22 protein-coding genes are annotated in these 19,345 nt (G+C 29.9%); 11 read left to right on the top strand and 11 right to left on the bottom strand.

What is annotated here, in order from left to right; all coding sequences use genetic code 11:
- Window positions 1-705: a hypothetical protein gene (locus tag HMPREF2782_RS05800; protein WP_070641497.1), complete on the bottom strand. Its 705-nt coding sequence runs from the start codon at window positions 703-705 to the stop codon at window positions 1-3.
- A 349-nt stretch (window positions 706-1,054) separates the two neighbouring features.
- Between HMPREF2782_RS05800 and HMPREF2782_RS09350 the strand changes: the two genes are divergently transcribed.
- Together HMPREF2782_RS09350 and HMPREF2782_RS09345 are read left to right on the top strand one after the other, a co-directional pair.
- A complete protein-coding gene (locus HMPREF2782_RS09350; RefSeq protein ID WP_083304897.1) occupies window positions 1,055-1,333 on the top strand; it encodes a type III toxin-antitoxin system ToxN/AbiQ family toxin in 279 nt (92 codons plus the stop codon).
- 97 nt (window positions 1,334-1,430) lie between these two features.
- Window positions 1,431-1,655 carry a type III toxin-antitoxin system ToxN/AbiQ family toxin gene (locus tag HMPREF2782_RS09345; RefSeq protein WP_026074095.1) on the top strand — a complete coding sequence of 75 codons (225 nt, stop codon included), beginning with the start codon at window positions 1,431-1,433 and terminating at the stop codon, window positions 1,653-1,655.
- Between the two features lie 383 nt (window positions 1,656-2,038).
- Here the strand turns inward: HMPREF2782_RS09345 and HMPREF2782_RS05790 are convergent, their stop codons facing one another.
- From HMPREF2782_RS05790 to HMPREF2782_RS05780, 3 genes are all read right to left on the bottom strand, one after another.
- Complete coding sequence (locus HMPREF2782_RS05790; RefSeq protein WP_070641495.1) at window positions 2,039-2,689, bottom strand: hypothetical protein; 651 nt, start codon at window positions 2,687-2,689, stop codon at window positions 2,039-2,041.
- Between the two features lie 166 nt (window positions 2,690-2,855).
- On the bottom strand, window positions 2,856-3,863 hold the full coding sequence (locus HMPREF2782_RS05785; RefSeq protein WP_070605688.1) for an LTA glycolipid anchor biosynthesis glycosyltransferase, IagA/BgsA family: 1,008 nt from the start codon (window positions 3,861-3,863) through the stop codon (window positions 2,856-2,858).
- Window positions 3,844-5,001 carry a glycosyltransferase gene (locus HMPREF2782_RS05780; RefSeq protein ID WP_070641493.1) on the bottom strand — a complete coding sequence of 386 codons (1,158 nt, stop codon included), beginning with the start codon at window positions 4,999-5,001 and terminating at the stop codon, window positions 3,844-3,846. The genes HMPREF2782_RS05785 and HMPREF2782_RS05780 overlap by 20 nt, the downstream gene beginning before the upstream one ends.
- Window positions 5,002-5,146: 145 nt before the next feature.
- Between HMPREF2782_RS05780 and HMPREF2782_RS05775 the strand changes: the two genes are divergently transcribed.
- A complete protein-coding gene (locus HMPREF2782_RS05775) occupies window positions 5,147-5,521 on the top strand; it encodes an SdpI family protein (RefSeq protein WP_070641491.1) in 375 nt (124 codons plus the stop codon).
- Window positions 5,522-5,584: 63 nt separating this feature from the next.
- Here HMPREF2782_RS05775 and sdaAA read toward each other — a convergent pair whose 3' ends face one another.
- From sdaAA to HMPREF2782_RS05760, 3 genes are read right to left on the bottom strand one after another with little or no spacing between them, the layout of a single operon-like run.
- Window positions 5,585-6,466 carry an L-serine ammonia-lyase, iron-sulfur-dependent, subunit alpha gene (gene sdaAA, locus HMPREF2782_RS05770; protein ID WP_070641489.1) on the bottom strand — a complete coding sequence of 294 codons (882 nt, stop codon included), beginning with the start codon at window positions 6,464-6,466 and terminating at the stop codon, window positions 5,585-5,587.
- A 3-nt stretch (window positions 6,467-6,469) separates the two neighbouring features.
- Window positions 6,470-7,126 carry an L-serine ammonia-lyase, iron-sulfur-dependent subunit beta gene (sdaAB, locus tag HMPREF2782_RS05765; protein ID WP_070641487.1) on the bottom strand — a complete coding sequence of 219 codons (657 nt, stop codon included), beginning with the start codon at window positions 7,124-7,126 and terminating at the stop codon, window positions 6,470-6,472.
- On the bottom strand, window positions 7,126-7,773 hold the full coding sequence (locus HMPREF2782_RS05760; RefSeq protein WP_070641485.1) for an HAD family hydrolase: 648 nt from the start codon (window positions 7,771-7,773) through the stop codon (window positions 7,126-7,128). The genes sdaAB and HMPREF2782_RS05760 overlap by 1 nt, the downstream gene beginning before the upstream one ends.
- Window positions 7,774-7,885: 112 nt before the next feature.
- On the opposite strand from HMPREF2782_RS05760, the gene HMPREF2782_RS05755 reads away from it, so the two are divergent.
- Both HMPREF2782_RS05755 and HMPREF2782_RS05750 read left to right on the top strand, forming a co-directional pair.
- On the top strand, window positions 7,886-9,328 hold the full coding sequence (locus HMPREF2782_RS05755; protein WP_070641482.1) for a nicotinate phosphoribosyltransferase: 1,443 nt from the start codon (window positions 7,886-7,888) through the stop codon (window positions 9,326-9,328).
- Window positions 9,328-10,071: an SDR family NAD(P)-dependent oxidoreductase gene (locus HMPREF2782_RS05750; protein ID WP_070641481.1), complete on the top strand. Its 744-nt coding sequence runs from the start codon at window positions 9,328-9,330 to the stop codon at window positions 10,069-10,071. Before HMPREF2782_RS05755 ends, HMPREF2782_RS05750 begins: the two co-directional genes overlap by 1 nt.
- Window positions 10,072-10,109: 38 nt before the next feature.
- Here HMPREF2782_RS05750 and HMPREF2782_RS05745 read toward each other — a convergent pair whose 3' ends face one another.
- The gene (locus tag HMPREF2782_RS05745) at window positions 10,110-10,967 is read right to left on the bottom strand and encodes a MurR/RpiR family transcriptional regulator (RefSeq protein WP_019118994.1); all 858 of its coding nucleotides are present in this window, start codon (window positions 10,965-10,967) and stop codon (window positions 10,110-10,112) included.
- Window positions 10,968-11,185: 218 nt separating this feature from the next.
- Between HMPREF2782_RS05745 and gnd the strand changes: the two genes are divergently transcribed.
- Genes gnd through HMPREF2782_RS05715 form a run of 6 tightly spaced genes read left to right on the top strand, consistent with a single transcriptional unit; the run spans window position 11,186 to window position 15,800 of the window.
- A complete protein-coding gene (gene gnd / locus HMPREF2782_RS05740) occupies window positions 11,186-12,091 on the top strand; it encodes a phosphogluconate dehydrogenase (NAD(+)-dependent, decarboxylating) (protein ID WP_070641479.1) in 906 nt (301 codons plus the stop codon).
- A gap of 1 nt (window position 12,092) precedes the next feature.
- Window positions 12,093-13,082, top strand: a complete 990-nt coding sequence (locus HMPREF2782_RS05735) for a D-isomer specific 2-hydroxyacid dehydrogenase family protein (RefSeq protein WP_070641478.1) — start codon at window positions 12,093-12,095, stop codon at window positions 13,080-13,082.
- Window positions 13,083-13,110: 28 nt separating this feature from the next.
- A complete protein-coding gene (locus HMPREF2782_RS05730; protein ID WP_070641475.1) occupies window positions 13,111-13,944 on the top strand; it encodes a PTS mannose/fructose/sorbose/N-acetylgalactosamine transporter subunit IIC in 834 nt (277 codons plus the stop codon).
- Window positions 13,945-13,958: 14 nt separating this feature from the next.
- On the top strand, window positions 13,959-14,813 hold the full coding sequence (locus HMPREF2782_RS05725) for a PTS system mannose/fructose/sorbose family transporter subunit IID (RefSeq protein WP_019118998.1): 855 nt from the start codon (window positions 13,959-13,961) through the stop codon (window positions 14,811-14,813).
- A gap of 1 nt (window position 14,814) precedes the next feature.
- Window positions 14,815-15,318: a PTS sugar transporter subunit IIB gene (locus HMPREF2782_RS05720; RefSeq protein ID WP_019118999.1), complete on the top strand. Its 504-nt coding sequence runs from the start codon at window positions 14,815-14,817 to the stop codon at window positions 15,316-15,318.
- Window positions 15,319-15,356: 38 nt separating this feature from the next.
- Window positions 15,357-15,800 carry a PTS sugar transporter subunit IIA gene (locus HMPREF2782_RS05715; RefSeq protein WP_019119000.1) on the top strand — a complete coding sequence of 148 codons (444 nt, stop codon included), beginning with the start codon at window positions 15,357-15,359 and terminating at the stop codon, window positions 15,798-15,800.
- 172 nt (window positions 15,801-15,972) lie between these two features.
- Here HMPREF2782_RS05715 and rbsB read toward each other — a convergent pair whose 3' ends face one another.
- The 3 genes from rbsB to HMPREF2782_RS05700 are packed head-to-tail and all read right to left on the bottom strand — an operon-like array spanning window position 15,973 to window position 19,343.
- Window positions 15,973-16,911, bottom strand: a complete 939-nt coding sequence (gene rbsB / locus HMPREF2782_RS05710; protein WP_070641473.1) for a ribose ABC transporter substrate-binding protein RbsB — start codon at window positions 16,909-16,911, stop codon at window positions 15,973-15,975.
- A gap of 9 nt (window positions 16,912-16,920) precedes the next feature.
- Entirely contained in the window at window positions 16,921-17,865 is a 945-nt protein-coding gene (locus HMPREF2782_RS05705) for an ABC transporter permease (protein ID WP_004839717.1), read from the bottom strand.
- Window positions 17,862-19,343 (bottom strand): sugar ABC transporter ATP-binding protein, encoded by a 1,482-nt coding sequence (locus HMPREF2782_RS05700; RefSeq protein WP_070641471.1) that lies wholly within the window; start codon window positions 19,341-19,343, stop codon window positions 17,862-17,864. The genes HMPREF2782_RS05705 and HMPREF2782_RS05700 overlap by 4 nt, the downstream gene beginning before the upstream one ends.
- Window positions 19,344-19,345: the final 2 nt, after the last annotated feature.

Genomic DNA, 19,345 nt, shown 5'->3' with positions numbered 1-19,345 from the left:
TTATTTCTGCATTTCTATGTTAACATTTATAGGTGTCAATACTTCCATTTTTTGACTTAAATACCCCCAGTTATTGACTAGTGTGGAAAACGTATTTTGATAATCTGTATTAAGAGCAAAATCAAATGTATCTGAAATATATAATTTATTAGTTTTACTATTATGGTATTTGAAAGCATGGATTGCATAGTATAAATCTTCACTATCACTTGTAGTAAAGTTGTCACTTCCAGATCCAGACTGTATTCTTTTATAAACGTTTGTTCCTTTGATAGCTTTAGAAAAAGGACCATTCTGTTCATAGTAATCAATACCGTCAACAGAATATATTACGAGAGTGCCAGCCAATGGATACCCACTATTTATAGCTATTTGTGCCGCTGCTTTCCATGCTATTTTTAAAGAATCTTTTACATTATTAGAAGCGTACGTTGATATACCATTATCATTATCTGCAACATAATTAATAACTTCATTTAATTGATCGTTAGTCATTCTAGTTAAAGAATCAGTCATTTTTAGATTGTCTTCAACAGTTTTAACATCTAATACATCAATAGGTTTATCAAAACGTTTTTCAGAAATATAGGAATAATTATCTTCCGTTCCATCATTAAGATTATCAGCTTTTACATTCTTGAATGGAGATAAGATTAAAATTGTAGACATAGTTATAAAAGTTATATTTTTTAGAAATTTATTCATTGGTTCCTCCTTTTATTCGATTTATACAACCTTTTCAATAATATTTGTACCCGACTTATTTACCAATAAACAAATTTCTTACTTCTGATATACTATATAAGGTATACTCTATAATCGATTATAAGAATTATAATTTTAAAACTTTAGCGATTGTGCTTCATATTTTGCGTTTCAAGCGATTTTAGATGTTTAGGTATATATTGGTATTATAAAAGAATTTGACGTATTGTATGTGTTGATGTATTCTTATTATATAAGAAGGAGATTCACTGCCTATCTAAAGTGTGAAACTTTAAAGATTAGTAAGAGGAGAATTAGATTTCTCCTCTTTTTTTATTAAGGAGAATATATGGTAAACAAAAATAATATTGAATGTCATCTTAAAAATAATGAGATCAGGTTCTATACTGTTGATTATAATTATCTTGAATATCTTCATAATGTAGATTCTGAAGTTCAATTTTCTAATGAATATAATTCATCTAGACATCCTAAGCCTTTCTTAGGTATTTTAATTTTTATCAATGATATTAAATACTTAATACCTCTATCTTCGGCAAAGCCAAAGCATGCAAGATTAAATTTTAAAAATACTGGAATAGGACATTTATTAATTAGAGAGAAATAAATATTTCAGATAATTGTGACTCTGGTTGGATTGTAAAAGAAATTCCTGGTGATGAAGAGAAAAAGTATCATATACTTTCAATTTTAGAAATAAAAAAATGATTCCATTAAAAGATAGATTCTATGAAAAAATGGATTTTGAAAGAATAGAAGATGATGAATATGTAGATTTATTAAAAAAAGAGTATTTGTTTTGTAGATCTAAAAAGGATTTAATTATAGATAAGGCTGAGAAATTATATAATAATCAGATAAATCAAAATAGCTTCGTCAGATTTTCTTGTGATTTCAAAAAATTAGAAGAAGCTTCTTTTCAATTTTAATATTTCTATTTAAAACTAGATTTACGATATGTTGATTTTTACCTTATTATAGTTAGTATCTAAAAAACATTTTGTAACATTAATAACTAGGGATAGATTAATTTCAGCTATATCTTAAAAAGACAGGTATGAGTACAACCCGCCTTTTTTTTATAATATGTTAACTTTTATTTTTCAAAAATCACATAATTAATATATTTTATATTATATTTAAATTCATCATTAAAAATATATTTACAATACTAAAAATAAGAGCTATAATTGTGAATACTTTCTTAAAATTATAGTTTTTTATTTCCTTTCCATTTTTTTGTCTTTTATTATTAAAAATCCTCTAATAGTAGCTATTATAAGACCTATTTCCAATATAATCAATAACATAATTACAATTTCCTAATCTTAGTTTGCTTAATAGAGTTTAAACTATCTATTGGAAATTCAGCAGAAGCTGTCATTCTAACTCCACCCCTACTAGAACCTACATCAATCCACTTTTTAATATCATTATATCCTTCGTTAACTCTAGCTCCTAAAACTTTTGCACCAATAGCTCCTGCTATAGCTCCTGCAGGTCCTCCTTCAACAGAGCCAATTATTACACCTGTAGCTAAAAGACCCATATCAGAACTACCTAGGTAATCTCTTGCGCTTATTAGTGCTTGAGGTGAGGATCCATATACATTTAACCCTCCTTTTACTACTTTTTCGGTATACGAATTATTTTGGGCTGACCTAAAACTAATTTTAGGTATAAACGTTCTTTCTGCTCCATCATATTTAACTAGAAGATTTTGAAAATCTTTTTGTGATAACTCTCCTTTCTCATTTTTTATTGTTTTTATTTCATTTTGTAATTCTTTACTTTTTTCATTTTCAACTATATTATATTGTTCCTTATAAGTCTCATCAGTTTCCGTATATTCTTTTTGAAGATCATAATTATTAGAATCATCTGCTTTAGAATTACTAACTCCAAAGATTGGTAATAAACTCATACTTATTGATGTAATAATTAATAATTTTTTTAATTTCATTTTTCCTCCTAAAGATTAATATTTATCTACCGACGTTAAATTAGTTACCCGATAATTATATATATATAAACATTATATTCTTATACACTTATATGTACATAAATAAATTACATATTATAACATATATGACTAAATAGAGTATAGCTTATAAATTTTATTACACTTCTCATTTTTCTTCTCTTTCTAATAGGTCTTGGTAATATTTTTTTAGTTTCAAGCCTATATTTTCTATGGATTTTTCTTGGGCGAGCTTGTAGCCTTCTTCTTTTAGTGAAGGATACTTTCCTTCCAAAATCAATTTTATTTTTTTGTAAAATTCTTCCCTGTCTTTTGCCTTATAAATTTCTTTTCCATCTTTGAGATTTTTATAAATTTCTATATCTCTAATTATTGTGTCGGCTTTTGTTGCAAGGGCCTCTAGTAGAACTATTCCTTCGGTTTCTTCAAATGTTGGGAATATATAAAGGTCTGAGCCTGAGTAGGCTTCTCTCAATAATTCTTGGCTAACATAGCCTGGAAAATGTAAATTTTTTAAATCTGTTTTGACAGCTTTTTTGATTTTTTCTGGCACTAAGCTCAATTTCAATTCTCCAAACCATACAAATTCGTATTGGGGAAGTTTTTTTGCAAGATCTACGAAATCCAAAATTCCTTTTCTTTCTATAAATAGACCAACCGAAATGATTGATTTTTTATTTTTATCAAGCTTATATCTTTGGTAAAAATTTTCCCTGTCATTTTCTTTTTTCTTCCAAAAATCTAGGTCGACTCCGTTTGATACTACTTTAATTTCTTTTCCAATCTTATATGAATCCAAAATATTTTTGGAATATTGTGTTGGAGTCAAAATCAAATCTCCTTTTTTATAACAATGTATAAGCCATTTTTTGAAAAATGGTGCAAGTTCATTTGATAGGACAAAAGAATTTTTAAAATCTTCCTTAGTGGAATGCCCATGATAGACAACTTTTTTACCAGATTTTCTCGCCTTATTTGCAAAAAAAGCAGACTTTGGAAAAACTGTATTTATGTGGCAAATATCATAATCGTCATCTGGATTTAAGGTATATGAAACTCCAACCAAATCCAAAGCCTTTTTTTGGTGGTCTATTGCTTTTCCAACGCCAGATTCTTTTACAGTTTGATAATCTTCATTATAAATAAGAATTTTCATGTGTCCTACCTTTTTTGATTGCTTCTTTATATAATTTTTCGCAATTTTCGCCAAAAGAATCTATAGAAAAATTTTCCAAAGCATATTTTCTTGCGTTTCTAGAAAGCTTATCCTTTTTTTCTTTATCAAGAAAAATCATTTCCAAATATTTTTTAAAATCAGAAAAATTTTCATATTGGTAGCCATTAAAATCATCAATTATTACCTTATCAAGGCAGTAATCTTTTCTACAAATCGCAGGAGTGCCGTTGCTCATCGCCTCATAATAAGTAAGTCCTTGAGTTTCGGACTTACTTGCAGAAACAAAAGCATCTGCCATTCTATAATAATTATTTACTTCAAAAGGCTTAACCATGCCAGCAAAATAAATTTTTTTATCAATATTTTTTGCATAAGATTTCAAATCTTTTAAATAAGGTCCGCCTCCAACAAGAATAAATTTTAATTTTTCTATATCAAGCCTTTCGTAATAATCAATTAATTCCTCAATATTTTTTTCTTCGGCAAGCCTACCCAAATAAAGAATTATTTTATCGCTTGCATCAAATCCATAATAATCTCTAATTTTATTTTTATCTTCCAATTTTTCTGGCATTTCTATGCCAGTAGGAATTATTTTTATTTTCTCATCCTCAATATCATAAGATTTTAAAATTTCTCTAGTTTTTTCGCTTGGAACAATAATCATTTCAACCCTATCGGCAATTGCTTTTGAAAAAACCGAAATCATTTTTTTGCCCACCTTTTTTGATGGAGAAAAATAATGAGTATAGTCTTCATAAATTGTATGATAGGTGTGAACTAAGGGACAAGATGTTTTTTTGGCAATTTTTGTCGCCATCATAAAAGTAGAAAATTCGCATTGTGAATGGACAATATCTGGTTTCCAATCTTTTATTTCCTTAATGAATTTATTTCTTAAAGTTGCAGAAATCCTTGCCTCTGGATAAATTTTTCCTGCACCAAGACTTCCTATATAATAAACATTTCCTTTTTTATAACTTTCAGTTGAATTTGAGAGGGTTAAAACTTTTACATCAAATCCCCTATCTTCTAGATAGGATTTTAAATTTAAAATTGATCTTACTACACCATTGACGACAGGATCGTACCAATCAGATGTAATTAAAATTTTCATCGAATCACCTCTTTAACTAACTTAACATTTCTTCATTATAAACTTATAAAGTCTATTAATATTGTATGCAAAAAGTAAATATTTTTCAATTTATATCAATTGGGGTATATTTTATCTAGTAATAATTCAAAGAAAGGGTGATAATTTGGGAAATTTAATAGTTGGCGATGTGCTTTTATTATTCTTTTCAATTTATGTAGGAATATTTTTCAAAAAATTTCACACAGACTATCCAAAAATGAGAGTTGGCTTTCACATTTGGGAAGTTTGTTACAATAAAGAATGTTGGGAATACGGAAATAATTTTGCAGGAAATCTTTCAATAATAATCGGCATAATTTTATTTGGCATAATTTATCCAATAATTTTGTATTTCAAAATAAAAAGAAATATATGCGTAATCCTTCTAATTCTTTTTACAATCCTATATTTTATCCTTTTACTTTTAATTTTAAGACACCAAATGAGAAAAAAATTTAATTTAAAAGATGAAAAAGATGATGAAGATGATAAAAAATAAAGCTATTTTACTTTTTTTGTAAAATAGCTTTATTTTTTTCTTTGAGATTTTTATTTAAAAATTTTAGTCTTCTTCTTTGTCTATATATTTTCTTTTTAATCTTATAGCTGATGGACAAGCTGCAACTCCGCCTTCGCCTGTTTCTCTTAGGCTTGCTGGAAGGGCATCGCCTACTTCTTTTAAGGCGTCTACTGTTTCATCAAATGTTACCAAAACTTTTACTCCAGCAATCGCCATATCAGCTGCAGAAAGTGCATTTATAACTCCTGATGCATTTCTAATATTGCAAGGAAATTCTACCATTCCTCCTATTGGATCGCACACAAGGCCCATTATTGATAAAAGTGCAATTGATGCTGCATCTTCCATCACGTCAATGTCACAACCTCTCAAATAACAAATTGCAGCTGCACACATAGCTGCTGCAGAGCCACACTCAGCTTGGCATCCGCCCTCAGCTCCCGCAAATGTTGCATTGTCAGCAATAATTTGTCCAAATTCTGTTGCAACGAGAATTGCTTTTATCAACTCTTCATCAGAATATCCATATTTTTCACGCATTGCCATTAAACTTGCTGGAACAATTCCTGCAGATCCTGCTGTTGGGCTTGCTACGATTTTTCCCATTGATGCATTAACTTCTGATGTAGAAAAAGCCATTGCCATTGCCTTTGTTGGCAAATCTCCCATTATTGTATCTTCTGATAGAAAATAATTATTCATTGATTTTGCATTTCCACCAGTCATTTTTGTCATTGACATTAATTTTTTATCGAGAGCTTTTTGTGAAGATTCTTTCATAACATCAAGAGATTTTTGTAATGATTCAAAAACTTCTTCTCTTGATTTTCCTGTTAGCTCCATCTCATCTTCAAGCGCAAGCTCCCAAACTTCCTTGTTTTCTTCTTTTAGTCTATTTTTAATATATTCCATTGTTGTTTTCATAAATTACCCCAAATATTTTATAAATTCAAAATTCTTGCCAGCTTCAATTTCTTTGTAAACTTCTTCTTCCAAATCTTGGTCTAATTCTACAATTAACATAATTGTGTTGCCCTTGTTTATAGTTTTCATATTTTTTATATTATAATTGTGGTCAAACAAAACATTTGAAATAAAAGCTATCATTCCTTTTTGTTCGGGATAGGTGCAAATAATTGTAGGATTTTTTCCATTATATTCTACTTCATTATCCATTATTTGATTTATCATAATATTGCCGCCACCAATTGATGAGCCTCTCAATTTAAATTCATGGCCATCTGGATATTGAAGAACAATTTTTACTGTGTTTGGATGAACTTCCCCCATATCTTGTGGAATAAAATTATAAGTAATCCCTGCTTCATCCGCAATTTTAAATGAATCTCTCAATCTTTCATCTTCTGGTCCAAAACCTAAAACTCCTCCAACCAAAGCCCTATCTGTTCCGTGACCTTGGTAAGTTTTTTCAAATGATCCGTGTAAATAAAAATCAACTTTTGTAAATCCTTCTCCGCCCAAATCTCTTGCGATTTTTGCAATTCTGTTTGCTCCCGCAGTATGGGATGATGATGGGCCAATCATTACAGGTCCAATAATATCAAATACTGATAAATTTGCCATTATACTCTCCTTATTTTTGAAATTTCTTTTGGAGTATCTATTATAAGATCTGGCTTTAAATTTTCCAAAATTTTTCTTTCTCTAAAGCCCCAAGCACATCCTACAGTAAATACTCCAGCATTTTTTCCACACTCCATGTCGACTTCGCTGTCTCCAAAATAAAAAATATCCGAATAGTCAACTCCAAATCTTTCTTTTATTATATACATACCCTCAGGCGACGGTTTTCTTTTCACATCTTCCCTGTATCCTAAAATAAAATCAAAATAGCCTTCTCCAAAAATTTCTCCTATAACTTTCTTACAAGTGGAATCTGGTTTGTTGGAAAAAGCAACCAAAATTTCGCCCATTTTTTTTATTTTTTCAAGCTCTTCTACGATTCCATCATAAGGCTTTGTAAGATAGGTTGGATTATCATCATATCTTTTGTTATAAGCATTTAAAATTTTTTCTCTTTTTTCAGATTTTTCAAAGCCAATATAATCAAGAGTTTTTTCAATCAAAAGCCTTGGACCATTTCCTACAAACTCTTCAATTTTTTCTTTTGGTACTTGACTTAAAGAAAAATTTTTTAAAGTTTGGTTTATATTATATGAAATAGAATCAATCGTATTTAAAAGTGTTCCATCTATATCAAAAATATACATTTATGTATCTCCTTTTGTTTGCCAATTTGTGCCAAACTATTATTACTATACCACTCATTAGTGGTATAATAAAAACAATATGTGAAACGAAAAAATAATAAGGAAGGAAAATATGCAAACAAGAAGAAATTTATCTATGCTCAGTGATTTTTATGAATTTACTATGGCTTATGGATATTTTGAAAGTGGAATGAAAGATACGATTGCAGTTTTTGATGCATTTTACAGAAAAAATCCTGACGGCGGAGGATTTTCAATTTTTTCTGGCTTAGATGATATTATTGATTATGTAGAAAATATTCATTTTGATGAAGCAGACATTGAATATTTTAGAAAAAATACAAAATTTTCGGAAGAATTTTTAACTTATTTGAAAAATTTTAAATTCACAGGAGATATTTGGGCATTTCCAGAAGGATCTGCAATGTTTCCATCTGAACCAATTGTGACTGTAAGAGCTCCAATAATTGAAGCACAAATTTTAGAAACTTATTTGCTTTTATCTTTAAATTACGGCTCCCTTGTTGCTACAAAAACAAATAGAATTGTAAGAGCTGCAAAGGGAAGAACTGTAATGGAATTTGGTGCAAGACGCGCTCAAGGCCCTGACGCTTCTGTAAAAGGAGCAAGGTCTGCTTTTATAGCTGGAGCTCCAATCACATCAAACACTCTTTCAAGTCAAATGTATGCTTATCCTGCTGGCGGAACTATGGCTCACTCTTGGGTTCAATCATTTGATAGCGAATATGAGGCGTTTTTGGCTTATGCAAAATTATATCCAGATAACTGCATTTTGTTAATTGACACTTACGATGTTTTAAAACAAGGCCTGCCAAATGCTATGAAAATTTTCAAAGAAGTTTTAGAGCCTTTGGGACTTACTGGCGGTGTAAGAATTGATTCTGGCGATCTTGCCTATCTTTCAAAAGAATGTAGAAAAATTTTGGACGAAAATGGCTACAAGGATGCAAAAATTGTTGCAAGCAATTCACTTGACGAATACAAAATAGAATCTCTACTCCAACAAGGCGCAGAAATTGATTCATTTGGAATCGGAGAAAGATTAATCACTGCAAAATCCGATCCAGTTTTTGGTGGAGTTTATAAACTCGTTGAAATTGAAGATGAAAAAGGCAAGACTGCAAAAATAAAAGTATCAGAAAATGTAGAAAAAATTACAACACCAGGGCTTAAAGAAGTTTACAGATTGTACGACAAAAAAACTGGCAAGGCAGAAGCTGATTATATAACTTTAAAAGAAGAAAAAGTCGATGAAACTAAACCACTTGTAATTTTTGATCCACACTTTACATGGAAGATGAAAAGAATGGAAAATTATGAAATTCGAAAAATGCAAATTCCAATTTTTGAAAATGGAAAAAAAGTTTATGAATCTCCAAAAATTGAAGAAATAAACGAATATTGCAAGTCAGAAGTGAAATCCTTGTGGGATGAGGTAAAAAGATTTGACCAACCTCACAACTATTACGTCGACCTTTCTCACGATTTGTGGAATTTAAAACAAAATCTAATAATGAAGGCTATGAGCAAATAATGATAGCCATAATTACAGGAGCAAGTTCAGGCATAGGCTATGAATTTGCAAGGCAAATTGATAAAAAAAATTATGAAGAAATTTGGCTAATCGCAAGAAGAACTGAAAGACTTCATGATTTATCAAAAAAACTACAAACAAGGGCAAGGATTTTTGCCCTTGATTTGTGTGAAGAAAAATCTTTTGAAGCTTTAAAAAAAGAATTAGAAATTTCAAACAAAAAAATAGGACTTTTGATAAATTCTGCAGGCATGGGAGAAAATGATTATTTTAAAAACACAAGTTTTGATAATGATATGAAAACTTTGGACTTAAATATAAAAGCTCTCACAGCAATGACAAAAATTTCTCTAGATTTTTTCCAGAAAGACGGAGTAATTTTAAATATTGCCTCATCAGCAGCCTTTATTCCACAGGCAAAATTTGCCCTTTATGCCGCAAGTAAGTCTTATGTTTTGTCATTTTCAAGGGCAATAAGAAGGGAATTTAAAGATATAAAAATTTCAGTTTTATGCCCAAACAGGGTCGAAACAGAATTTTTAAAAAAATCAAACAATAATTCGGGCGGAATAAAAAATTTGGGAAATGAAAATCTAGAAAAAATGGTAGAAAAAGCCATAAAAAAAATGGGCAAAAAAGACCTAATAACTACCCATCCAAGCGCAAAAATTTTATTAATAATTTCAAAAATTTTCCCCCACTCTTTTATAATGTGGATTGAGAAAAAACTTTCTATATATTAATTTTTTATTTCAAATTAAAAAGAAGGCAAGTATGCCTTCTATTTTTTTGTAACTTTTAGTGCATCCAATCTTTTTTTCATGTATTTTTTATTTTCTTCGACGTTATCATACATCAAAGATATTAAAAGTATATCCATAACTGTTAGGTAAAGAATTCTTGCATTTAAGGATTCTGTTCCGTGTTCGGATTCTATTGATGGCAAAATCATAGCCTCGTCTGAGATTTTTACCATTTCAGATTTTGGATTTCCTGTAAGGGCAATAATTTTTGCCTTATTTTTTTTTGCAACTTTTGAAACTTCTATTACCTCTAGCGTTCTTCCTGAATGTGAAAATACAAAAATACAGTCGTTTTCGTCCATCTTTGTGCAAGCACTTAGTTGCATGTGAGAATCCGAAATATAATTTACCATATATTTTGTTCTCAAAAATTTATGATATGAATCGTAAGCTATGGTTGCTGAGCCTCCCATGCCAAAAAAGTGAATTTTTTTGGATTTTTTTATCAAATTCAAACAAGATTCAAATGGAATATTTTTAATATCTTCTTTTAGCGTATACATTGATTGGATATTAAACGCCATAATTTTGTTGGCTATTTCATCAGGGCTGTCATTTTCATTTACACTTGTTATAGCTGTAAGTAGCGAATCGTCAGAATTTTTATTTATATTTGTAGCTAAGTTTAATTGAAAATCTTTGTAGCCTTTAAAGCCAAGTTTTTTTATAAATTTAAAAATTGACGCTGTGGAGCTTTCTGTTTCTTCAGCAACATTTGATATAGTTTTATTTAATATTTCATCATCTAATTTTAAAAAATATTCTGCATAAAAATTTTCCGTTTTTGTAAAGGTACTTTTTTTAGACAAAATAATTCTTTCTAAATATCGGTTCAAAACATCCTCCAATCTATTCTTACTAATATTATACATAAATTTGTAAAAATGAATAGAAATTTTTGATTGCAAAATTTTTTTGTTTTTTTACTGTTTGACAAGTAAAAATTTTTTTCGTATAATTTACTTAAATAATGAACTACAGATAGCCTTACAATTTTTTAAAAATATTTTTTTAAATTATTTGAAAAGGTTATCAAAAAAAGAAAGGAGTTTATATGAAAATAGGTTTTTTGGGACTTGGAAAAATGGGTTACAACATAGCCTTAAATGCCATCGACAATAATTTTGAAGTAATTGGCTATGATGTAGATGAAAATGTAAGAAAAAAAGCAAGCAAAGATTTTAAAATCGCAAATTCTATCGATGAGCTTATAGAAAAATTAGATGATGTAAAATTTATTTTATTGAGTTTGCCTGCAGGAAAAATCACTGATGACATGATTTTTCTTTTAAAAGAAAAACTTAATAAAGACGACATTGTAATTGATACTGGAAATACTAATTACAAAAAAACTTTAGAGCATTACGAAATTTTAAAGGAAAAAAATATTGGTTTTCTTGATTGTGGAACTTCTGGCGGAATGAGCGGCGCTAGAAACGGTGCTTGTCTTATGGTTGGAGGAGAAAAAAAATATTACGATCAAGTAAAAGATTTTTTTGAAGCAATTTCTTGTGAAGATGGACTTTTATATACAGGACGTGCTGGTTCTGGTCATTATTTAAAAATGATTCACAATGGAATTGAATATGGAATGATGCAAGCTATCGGCGAAGGCTTTGCCGTTTTGGAAGCTAGCGAATTTGATTATGATTACGAAGATGTTTCAAAAGTTTGGAATCACGGATCTGTAATTAGGTCTTGGCTAATTGAACTTGCCCAAGAAGGCTTTGCCAAAGATCCAAAACTTGATTCTCATTCCGGCGTTATAAATGCAAATGGAGAATGTAAATGGACAGTTGAAGAAGCACTAAGACTTGACGTTCCTGTTCCAGTTATTTCTAATTCTTTGTTTGTAAGAAATACAAGTAAAATTGATGTAGATGATAATTTTTCTAATAAAGTTGTTGCTCAACTAAGAAATGGTTTTGGCGGTCATGATCTTGTAAAAAAGGATAAATAAAATGAAAATTGCTATTGTAAATTCTAGTAGTTTTGGAAAAATTTTTCCAGACCATATAAAAAACCTAGAAAAAATTGGACAAGTAGATCGCTTTGAAGTCGACCAAAATATAGATGGAAAATCTCTAGGTCAAATGCTAAAAGGCTACCAATATATAATAGCGAGCGTTACACCATTTTTTGATAAAGAATTTTTTGAAAATGTAGATGATTTAAGACTTATCTCAAGGCATGGAATTGGCTACAACAATGTAGATTTAACTTGTGCAAAAGAAAAAGGAGTAATTGTTTCTATTGTTCCTTCTTTGGTAGAAAGAGATTCAGTTGCAGAAAATAATATTACAAATCTATTGGCTTTGATGAGAATGACTATAAATTCTTCCAAAAAAGTAAGAGATGATAAGTGGGAAATGAGAGCAAATTTTGTAGGAAATTCTCTCTACCACAAAATTGTTGGCGTAATCGGCGTTGGGAATACTGGAAGCCAAGTTGCAAGAACACTTAGAGAAGGTTTTCAATGTAGAGTATTAGGCTATGACCCTTACAAAGACAAATTAGAGCTAGAACAATTCGGCGTAGAAAAAGTTGATTTTGAAACACTTTTGAAAAAATCTGATGTTATTTGTTTATGCGCAAATTTAACCAAAGAAAATTATCACATGATAAATAAAAATACAATATCAAAAATGAAAAATGGAGTTTATATATCAAATACCGCAAGAGGCGCTCTAATTGACGAAAAAGATATGGTTGATGCTTTAAAAAATAAAAAAGTAAAAGCTCTTGCAACAGACGTTATGGAAGTTGAGCCTGCAAGAAGTAATCATCCCTACTTGCAATTTGATAATGTAATAATCACACCTCACACATCAGCCTACACAAAAGAATGTTTGTATGCAATGGGAGAAAGTTGTGTAAATGATGTTTATAATGTGCACAATAAAAAACTTCCAAAAAGATGTGTGCAAAAAGAAAGTCCCTTTGTGGAATAAAAATTTTTAAAAAATTTAGGAGGAAAAAATGGAGACCTTATCTGTAGCAAAAAGTTTATTAATAGCTTTGTGGGTTGCAGGCGTTATGTCACGTTGGCTATTGGGTGGCGCATCTTTAACATTAAGATTTTCGCCATTAATGACAGGCCTTGTTGTAGGAATTGTTATGGGAAGAATTGCTGATGCAATGATAGTAACTGCAAGTTTGCAATTAATATATATGGGAGTATTTTCTCCAGGTGGCTCAATGCCATCAGAACCAGCAGTTGCAGCTGCAATAGCAGTTCCGGTTGCCCTATTAGGAAATTTGACACCAGAAGCATCAATTGCCATTGCCGTTCCAGTTGGATTTTTAGGATCTTATCTTTACCAATTTAGATTTTTCCTAAATACCTTTATAGGCAAAAAAACTGACGTCGCAATTGAAAAAATGGATGAAAAAGCAATCAAAAGATCAATAATAACATATCCAACTATAGCATCTTTTGTTTTATTTGTTCCATTAATCTTTGTAGCTTTATATTTTGGCGCACCAGTAATCGCTGATGTTGTAGCAAAACTTGAAGGAACAGTATTTTTACACATACTTGATGTAGTCGGGGGAGGACTTGCAGCAATCGGTATTGCAACAACAATTTATGTAATAGGTAGAAAAGATTATTTATTATTTTTCCTATTAGCATATTTTTTAAGCGTAATTTTAAAAGATATGAATGTAAATATGTTAGTTTATGCAATTTTAGGAACAATAATTTCAATTTTGGCAGTAGGAAATAAAAATCAAGCCAAAGAAGACAAAGAAGTAAAAACAGAAACTTCAAGCCAACGTGAAATGACATTTGAAGAAGAAGATGACTTTTAGTAGGAGGTTTTAAAATGCAAGATATAAAAAAAGACGAAATGGCTCCAGAAGAATTAGAGCTAAAAGATGTTAGAAAAGCATATTTAAGATGGCATTTCGCAAACGAAATTCCTCACACTTTTGAAAGATATTTGGCACCTTCCCTCTTATATGCAATGATGCCAGTTTTGAAAAAATTATATAAAAATAAAGAAGATTTGAAAAAAGCTTACAAAAGACAATTGTTATTCTTCAACACACAACTTACTTGGGGCGGTGGAATAATCACAGGTCTTATGTCATCAATGGAACAAGAAAGAGCCCTTCAAGAATATAACAACGAAGAAATAACAATGACCGATGATTTGATGTATAATACAAAAGCAGGACTAATGGGAGCTCTTGCAGGAATCGGCGATGCAATTGATTCAGGAACAATCCAATATATTTTTATAGCAATAGCAATTTCTTGGGCACAAGCAGGATCCCCAATGGGAGCTTTGTTTCCATTCGTAGGATTTTCCTTATACCAAGTTTTTATAGGAAGATTTTTTGCAAAACAAGGATTTGTTTTAGGTAAAAACGCATCAAGTTTATTAAAAAGCACAGGAGTTCAAAACGCAATAAATATTTTATCAGCTTTAGGACTTTTTATGATGGGAATTTTGGCAGCAAATTATGTAAAAGTAAGCTCAGCATTAAAATTTACAATCTCAGGAAAAGAATTTGTTTTCCAAGAGCTTTTAGATAAAGTATTACCAGGAGCTTTGCCATTAGTAACAGTTCTTGGCGTATATGTTTTTTATTTGAAAAAAGGTTTAAAAGTTACTCAAGCTTTATTAGGCTTAACAATAATTTTAGCAGTATTAGCAGGAATAGGAATATTATAAAATGGGAAAAGTAGTATTAGGTAGAGTTGACGAAAGATTAATTCACGGACAAGTAATGATTACCCTATCGCAAAAAGACGGAGTAAATTCAATTTTTGTAGTAGATGATGTCGTTTACAACGAAACTTTTATGAAAGATTTATACAAAAGTGCTGGAAATAGAACAGGAAAGAAAACAATAGTTCTAAATGAGCAAAGGGCTTTCTACTATTGGGACAAATACAAATTTAAAGATTATAATTGTATCCTAGTTGCAAAAAGCATAGATGTATTTTATAAATTAATCAAACACGGCGTTGAAGTTTGCGAATTAAACGTTGGAGGAATAGCAAAAAAAGACGAAAATGATTTGTTAGTTACAAAATCAGTTTATCTTAACAAAGAAGATGCAAAAAAATTAAAAGAGTTAAGAGAAGATTATAAAATAGACAATATTTATTTTCAAGCAACCCCATCAGCACCAAAATCAAGTTTAGACGAAGTTTTGAAAAATTTTGATTTATAAATCATTTAAGCTCCCCTTAAATTAAGAAAGGATAAAAAATGATAGGAATACTAATTGTAAGTCACGGAAAGCTTGCACAAGGATTTAAAAGTTCAGCAGAAATTATTTTTGGGCAAGCAGAAAACATAGATTATCTAGGTTTATATCCAGAAGATGACATAAATAATTTCAACGAAAAAATAAAAGAAAAAATAATAAATTTAGACAAAGGCGATGGAGTAATTGTATTTACAGATCTAATTTCAGCATCCCCTTACACCCAAAGCCAAATTGCCATATCAAAATTAGAAAATAATGAAAAAATATCATTAATAGGAAATTTAAATTTCCAAATGCTAATTCAAGCAATAAATGGCCAAGTCTTAGAAGAAAACATAGACCAAGTTGTAAAAAATATCCTAGAAATCACAAAACAAGAAGTCTTAGAATGGAAATATGAAAAAATACAAATAGAAAACCCAGATGAAGATGATGATTTTTAGATAAAAATTTTTTTCCCTTACAAATCGTGCTAGAAAATATCCCTAGCACGATTTTTTTTATTTTAAAATTAGATTTAAAAATACCAAGGCTAATATGTTTAACCTTGGTATTTTAATTTAATATTTTCTGATAGTTAGTAATTAATTTTAGGCTTATTATTGGGAATTTGATTTATTTGATTAATTCTAGTGGTGAGTCTACTTTTTCTTCTACTTTTTCACCTTTTAGATATTTAATTGCTGTTTCTAGAGCGATTTTTCCCATTTCTTTTGGTTTTTGAGCAACTGTTGCTGACATTGAGCCTTCTTTTACAGCATTTATTGCGTCTTCATTTCCATCAAATCCAACTACAACAATATCTTTTCCGCTAGCTTTTATTGCTTCTATTGCTCCCAATGCCATTTCATCATTTTGACAAAATACTGCTTTTACATCTGGTTGAGCTTGAAGTAAATTTTCCATTACTGTCATTCCTTCTGCTCTATCAAAGTTTGCAGTTTGGCTTGCTAATAGACTTATTTTTCCATCTGTAGCTTTTTTAAATCCTTCTCCTCTTTCACGAGTAGAGCTTGCTCCAGGAATTCCTTCTAATTGAATAACTTCTGCATTTTCTCCAATTTTTTCAAGAATAAATTCGCCCGCAAGCTTACCACCTTCTACGTTATTACTTGCTATTAAACTTACAATTTCTCCCTCATCAGAATTTCTATCAACGCATATTACAGGTATATTTGCTTCGTTAGCTTTTTTTACTGATGTTGAAATTGCTGTTGAATCTACTGGATTAATTATAATCAAGTCAACTTTTTGTGTAATAAGATCTTCTACTTGGTTGTTTTGTGTTGAAGAATCATTTTGTGCATCTGTTATAATTGTTTTTGCGTTTGCATCTTTTGCTGCCTCTTCAACGCCTTCTCTTATTGATACGAAAAATGGATTGTTTAAAGTTGATAAAGAAACTCCAATTTTATATTCGCCATCTTTGGCTTTTGTTTCTTCTTTTGCATTACTAGATGCATTATCATTTTTATCTTGTCCTTCGACGCTACAAGCTGTGAATGTAAACATAGCTATAGCTAAAACTGCCAATATTCTTCTAAATTTTTTCATATTTTTCTCCTATTTATTTCTCTTTCTGTCTATTAGAACTGCTATTAATATTACAATTCCTTTTACTATTTGTTGATAGAAACTTGAAACTCCCAATAAATTTAGTCCGTTATTAAGGACTCCTAAAATTAAAATTCCTATTAATGTTCCTGTTAATGATCCACTTCCACCTGTCATACTTGTTCCACCCAAAACTACTGCTGCTATAGCATCCATTTCATAGGCTGAACCTGCTGTTGGTTGAGCAGAATTTAATCTTGATGTAAGTACAAGACCAGATATAACTGCCATCAAGGCACTTATCACATATACAAATGTTTTTGATTTTGCTATATTAATTCCTGAAATAAAACTTGCTTTTTCATTTCCTCCAACGGCAAATATTTTTCTACCATAAGAAGTTTTATTTAAAATCATCCAAAGTATTATATAAACAATTATAAATAAAATAACTTGGAAAGGAATTCCTAAAACTTGTCCTTTTCCTAAAAATTGGAAAGCAAAGTCATCTCTAGGTCCTGCTATTGGTCTACCGTCCATAAAAACTAAAGTAAGTCCTCTAAATATTGTCATGGTTGCAAGTGTTACTATAAATGGTGCAAGTTTTCCTTTTGTAATCAACAAACCATTTATTAGCCCCAAAATAATAGCTAATAAAATAGCTACAAGTATAGCAAGAATTGTATTTGTTCCATTTTGCAAAAGCCCTGCAAAAATTGCTGAGCTTAGTGCAAGAGTTGAACCAACTGAAAGATCAATTCCTCCAGTTAAAATTACAAAAGTCATTCCTAATGCCACAAAACCATTTATGATTAATTGGCGCATCAAATTTAACAAGTTGCTAACTTGCAAAAATGCTGGATTAAGTACGCTCACAAAACATATCAAAATAAGCAAGGCAACTATTGTTCCTAAATTTTGATTTTCTTTAAATCGATTTTTTATATTACTCATAACCTTCCTCCTGTTGCAAGGGTCATTATTTTTTCTTGGCTAGCATCTTTCTTTAAAAGTTCTCCTTGTATTTTTCCTTCATGAATTACATAAATTCTATTTGATAAACTTATAAGCTCTGGCAAATCGCTTGATATAAGTATGATTGAAACCGCCTTTTTAGTAAGGTCTTTTATTAAATCATAAATTTCTCTTTTTGCCCCTACATCAACGCCCTTGGTTGGCTCATCAAGGATTAATATTTCTGGACCAATCGCATACCATTTTGCAAAAACTACTTTTTGTTGATTGCCTCCAGATAAATCGCTAATTTTGCTTTCTGATGATTGGGTCTTAACTTTAAAACTATCTACCAAATTATCTGAAAGATTTTTTTCTTTTGCTTTATCTATAAAAGAATTTTTTGAAAATTTGTCAAAATTTAACAGAGAAATATTTTCTCTAATTGATTCATCAAGAATCAATCCTTCTTCTTGCCTATTTTCTGTTACAAAGCCAATTTTATTTTTTATTGCATCTGCTGGATTTTTTATTTCTATTTTTTTACCATCTATAAATACTTCTCCACTATCTTTAGGATCAAGTCCAAATACTGATCTCATAATCTCTGTTCTTCCTGCTCCCATAAGCCCAGAAATACCAAGGACTTCTCCTTTTTTTGCTTTTATATTTATATCTTTAAAAAATCCTTCTCTATTAAAATTTTTAAGCTCTATCTTTACATCAGAAATTTCAGCATCCATTTCAGGATAAAAATCTCCAATATCACGACCTACCATATAAGAAACAACTTCTCTTTCATCAGTCTTATTAGTATCCATTACTGATACGGATTTTCCATCTCTCATTACTGTAATCTTATTAGTTAATGAAAAAATTTCTTCCATTCTATGAGAAATATATATCATAGAAACATTTTTATCTCTTAGTCTTTTTATTAGCTTAAATAATTTGTCAATTTCATTATTTGTAAGTGCAGATGTTGGCTCATCAAGAATTAGAACATTTACTTTATTTAAGTTAGCCTTTGCTATTTCCATCATCTGTCTTTGTCCAACTGAAAGTTCAGAAACTTTTGTTTTTGGATTTATATCTAAATCAAATCTTTCAAGAAGTTCTATACATTTTTTTCTCATTTTTGCCTTATCAAGAAAAATTCCATTTTTTATTTCATTATTCATAAAGATATTATCCATAACAGTAAGCTCTGGCCAGTCAGATAATTCTTGGTGGATAAAACTTATACCATATTTTTTGGCAACATTTGTATCGCTTATATCAACTTCTTTGCCATCAATTAAAATTTCTCCCTTATCTTTAGATAAAACTCCTGACAAAATATTCATCAAAGTAGATTTTCCTGCTCCATTTTCTCCTACCAAAGCATGAATTTCTCCATCATTTAAGGTAAAATCCACTCCTTTTAAAACATTATTTTTCCCAAAAGACTTGTAAATATCTTTCATTTCAATTTTCATAA

Origin of the sequence: Anaerococcus sp. HMSC068A02, from assembly GCF_001811125.1 — a bacterium.
GTDB classification, from domain to species: Bacteria; Bacillota; Clostridia; order Tissierellales; family Peptoniphilaceae; genus Anaerococcus; species Anaerococcus vaginalis_C.
This window is presented reverse-complemented; position numbering and strand designations above follow the sequence as displayed.